The organism is Kitasatospora sp. NPDC048194, assembly GCF_043202455.1.
Classification (GTDB): Bacteria; Actinomycetota; Actinomycetes; order Streptomycetales; family Streptomycetaceae; genus Kitasatospora.
Window position 1 is genome coordinate 1 of the sequence record NZ_JBIDAK010000070.1, and the last position, 4,170, is coordinate 4,170.

Below are 4,170 nucleotides of genomic sequence, written 5' to 3' on the forward strand. Positions count from 1 at the left end.
ATGACCCAGGGCACGACGGGCGAGGGCGCCGTGAACGCGGCCTGCTCAGGCTGCTCGGTCTCGACCGGTGGCGCCTCCTCCAGGATCACGTGCGCGTTCGTCCCGCTGATCCCGAAGGAGGACACGGCGGCCCGGCGGGTCCGCTCGCCGGCCGGCCACTCCCGGGCCTCGGTGAGCAGTTCCACCGCCCCGGAGGACCAGTCGACGTGCGGGGTGGGTTCGTCCACGTGCAGGGTGGGCGGCAGCACGCCGTGCCGCATCGCCATCACCATCTTGATGACGCCGCCGACCCCGGCCGCCGCCTGGCTGTGGCCGATGTTGGACTTCAACGAGCCCAGCAGCAGCGGCCGTTCGGCAGGCCGCTCCTGCCCGTACGTCGCCAGCAGGGCCTGCGCCTCGATCGGATCGCCCAGTCGGGTGCCCGTCCCGTGCGCCTCCACCGCGTCCACGTCGGCGGGGGTGAGCCGGGCGTTCTTCAACGCGTCCCGGATCGCCCGCTGCTGGGCCGGCCCGTTGGGAGCGGAGAAGCCGCTGCTGCTCCCGTCCTGGTTGACGGCCGAGCCGCGCACCACCGCCAGGACCCGGTGCCCGTTGCGGCGGGCGTCGGAGAGCCGCTCCAGCAGCAGGACACCGACGCCCTCCGCCCAGCCGGTGCCGTCCGCGCCGGCGGCGAACGCCCGGCAGCGTCCGTCGGGCGACAACGCCCGCTGACGGCTGAACTCGACGAAGCCACCCGGCCCGGTCATCACGGTGACGCCGCCGACGAGCGCCATCGTGCACTCCCCGTTGCGCAGCGCCTGTCCCGCGAGGTGCAGGGCGACCAGCGAGGAGGAGCACGCCGTGTCCACCGTGATCGCCGGGCCCTCCAGGCCCAGGGTGTAGGCCACGCGCCCGGACACCACGCTGCCCAGGCTGCCCGTCATCAGGTAGCCCTCGAGGTCGTCGGGGGTCTCGCGCAGTCGCGCGGCGTAGTCCTGGTGCATCACGCCGGCGAAGACGCCGGTCCGGCTGCCGCGGACGGACGCCGGGTCGATGCCGGCCCGCTCGAAGGCCTCCCAGGAGGTCTCCAGCAGCAGGCGCTGCTGCGGGTGCATGGCGAGCGCCTCGCGCGGGCTGATCCCGAAGAAGTCCGGGTCGAACAGTGCGGCCTCGTGCAGGAAGCCGCCCGCCCGGGCGTACGTCTTTCCGACCGCCTCGGGGTCGGGGTCGTACAGCGCGTCCAGGTCCCAGCCGCGGTCCTCCGGGAAGGCGGAGATCGCGTCGCCGCCGCCGACGACCAGCTCCCAGAGGCCCTCGGGCGACGTGACGCCCCCGGGGTAGCGGCAGGCCATGCCGACGATGGCGATCGGGTCGGAGGCGGCAGCGGTCAGCTTCCGGTTCTGCTGCCGCAGCAGCTCGGCCTCCTTGAGGGAGGCTCGTAGCGCCTTGACGACTTCTTCACTGGATGCGGTCATCGCGAACTCCGAAACTCCGTGCCGTAGAGGGGCGTTGCGAGGGGCGGTGTGTCGTGGTCAGTGGTCACCGAGGGCGACCCGGATGAGGCTGTCCAGGTCCATCGTGTCGAGCGCGCTGCCGTGCTCCTGCTCGTCGGTGCCGGCCGGTTCCTCCGTCGGGTCCGCGAGACCGAGGAGGGTGCGGACCAGCCCGGCCTCCTGGAAGCGGGCCAGCGGGACCGTTGCCAGGACCCGCCGGAACTCGGCCTCGTCGACGCCTTCGACGCCTTGGACGCCGTCGGTGCCGTGGTCCTCGCCGCTCCGCACCCCGGCCGGCGCCGGCTCCGCCGGGAACACCTCGCTCGCCAGGTGGCGGGCGACGGCGGCCGGGGTCGGGTGGTCGAAGATCAGGGTGGCGGACAACCGGGTGCCGCTCTCCCGGCCGAGCCGGTTGCGCAGTTCCAGCGCGGTGAGGGAATCGAGCCCGAGGTCGAGGAAGCCGCGGTCGGGTTCGACCCGCTCCGGCGAGGCGTAGCCCAGGACGGCTGCCACCTGGGCCCGGACCAGGTCGAGCAGGGCGCGGCCGCGCTCCGCCGCCTCCAGTGCGGCGAACCGCTGGCGGAACGTCTCGGCCTGCGTCGCCGTCTGCGGCGCGGAGGCCTCGCGGCGCCTCGGGGCCCGGAGCAGGCCGCGGAACACCGGCGGCACGTCCGACTGGGCCCGCAGGGCCGCGGTGTCCAGCCGGGCCGGGACGAGCACCGCGTGATCCGTCCGCAGCGCCGCGTCGAAGAGCGCGAGCCCCTGCTCGGAGGGCATGCCGGCGAGGCCGGTCCGGCTCAGGCGGCGGAGGTCGGCCTCGGCGAGGTGGCGGGTCATCCCGCTGGACTCCGCCCACAGGCCCCAGGCCAGGGAGTGCGCGGGCAGGCCCTCGGCCCGGCGGTGCAGGGCAAGGGCGTCCAGGAAGGCGTTGGCCGCCGAGTAGCTCGACTGGCCGGCCTGCCCCAGGACACCGGCGGCCGACGAGAAGAGGACGAACGCGGTCAGGCCGGCGTCCCGGGTCAGCTCGTGGAGGTGCCACGCCGCGTCGACCTTGGGGCGCAGGACGGCCGCCACCCGGTCGGGGGTCAGCGCCGTGAGCACGCCGTCGTCCAGCACGCCCGCCGTGTGGATCACTCCCACCAGCGGGTGCTCGGCGGGCACCTGGGCCAACACGGCGGCGAGGGCGTCCCGGTCGGCGGCGTCGCACGCGGCGACCGTCACGGTGGCGCCCGATGCCGCCAGCTCGTCCCGCAGTTCGGCCGCACCGTCGGCGGCGAGCCCCCGCCGGCTGAGGAGCAGCAGGTGCCGCACGCCGTGCCGGTCCACCAGGTGACGGGCGAACAGGCCGCCGAGCAGGCCGGTGCCACCGGTCACCAGCACGGTGCCGCTCGGGTCGAACGAGGGCGGGGCCTCCGCCGCACCGGGCGTGACGGTCGCCAGCCGGGCGGCCGAGACGCAGCCCGCCCGCACGGCCAGCTGGGGTTCCGCCGAGGGGAGCGCCCGGACCAGTGCCGGGTAGGAGTCGGGGTGGTCGTCCAGGTCGGCGAGGACGAGCCGGCCGGGGTTCTCCGACTGGGCGGACCGGACCAGGCCCCACAGCGGCGCGTGGACGAGGTCCGTGACGTCCTCGGCCGGGCCGACGGCCACGGCGCCGCGGGTGAGCAGGACGATCCGGGAGTCGGCGAAGCGCTCCTCGGCGAGCCAGGCCTGGACCAGGGCCAGCGCGCGCTCGGCCGCCGCGTGGACGTGCTCCACGGCCGCTCCGGTGGCGGGCGGGAACGCCGCCACCACCGTGGCCGGCCGGGAGGCCCGGAGGGCGAGCAGGTCGGCGGGCCGGGCGTATCCGGAGTCGTCGGCGTCGAGCATCGACGGCGGTGCTGCGTCGGGCGTGCCCGCGCCGAGCGGCAGCGGGACCCACTCCACCTGGTACAGCGAGCCGTGGTGGCCCCGGGTGGCGGCACTGAACTGCTCGGGCGTCACCGGGCGCAGCGTCAGCGACCCGACCGAGACGACCGGGCGGTCGGCTTCGTCGGTCGCGGTGAGGGCGACGGTGTCCGCGCCCGTCGGGGTGAGCCGGACGCGCAGCGAGGCGGCCGCCGTGGCGTGGACGACGACGTCGGACCAGGCGAACGGCAGGCGGACGCCGTCGGAGCCTTCCAGCAGGCAGGCGTGCAGGGCCGCGTCCAGGAGCGCCGGGTGCAGCCCGAAGCCGTCGCCGTGCCGCTCGGGCGGGAGCGCGACCTCGGCGAGGATCTCGTCGCCGTGCCGGCCGACGGCCCGCAGGCCCTGGAAGGCCGGACCGTAGTCGAAGCCGACCGCGGCCAGCCGGTCGTAGACCGCCTCGGCGGAAGCGAGCGCGGACGTCCAGGGCCGGGGCGTGTCCACGGACGGTGCGGGGCCTTCGGCGGCCAGGACGCCGGTCGCGTGCCGGGTCCAGCCGGTGCCGTCCTCGGCCGCGGAGTGGACGGTGACGGCACGGCGGCCGGTCTCGTCGGGGGTGCCGACCCGGACCTGGAGCCGGACGGGCTGGTGCTCGGGGAGGACGAGCGGGGCTTCCAGCGTCAGTTCGTCGAGGTGTGCACAGTCCGCCTGACGGCCGGCGAGGAGGGCGAGTTCGACGAGCGCGGTGCCGGGGGCGAGGACGGTGTCCCAGACGGCGTGGTCGGCGAGCCAGGGGTGGGTGGTGAGGGAGATCGAG

General features: G+C 75.8%; 2 protein-coding genes. Both read right to left on the reverse strand.

From position 1 onward, the window contains the following. Positions 1-1,454 (reverse strand): type I polyketide synthase (locus tag ACGF07_RS35530; protein WP_392905804.1); only part of this gene is annotated, 1,454 nt, incomplete at its 3' end. 57 nt (positions 1,455-1,511) lie between these two features. Beyond that, the coding region (locus ACGF07_RS35535) for a type I polyketide synthase (protein WP_392905806.1) at positions 1,512-4,170 on the reverse strand (2,659 nt) is incomplete at its 5' end.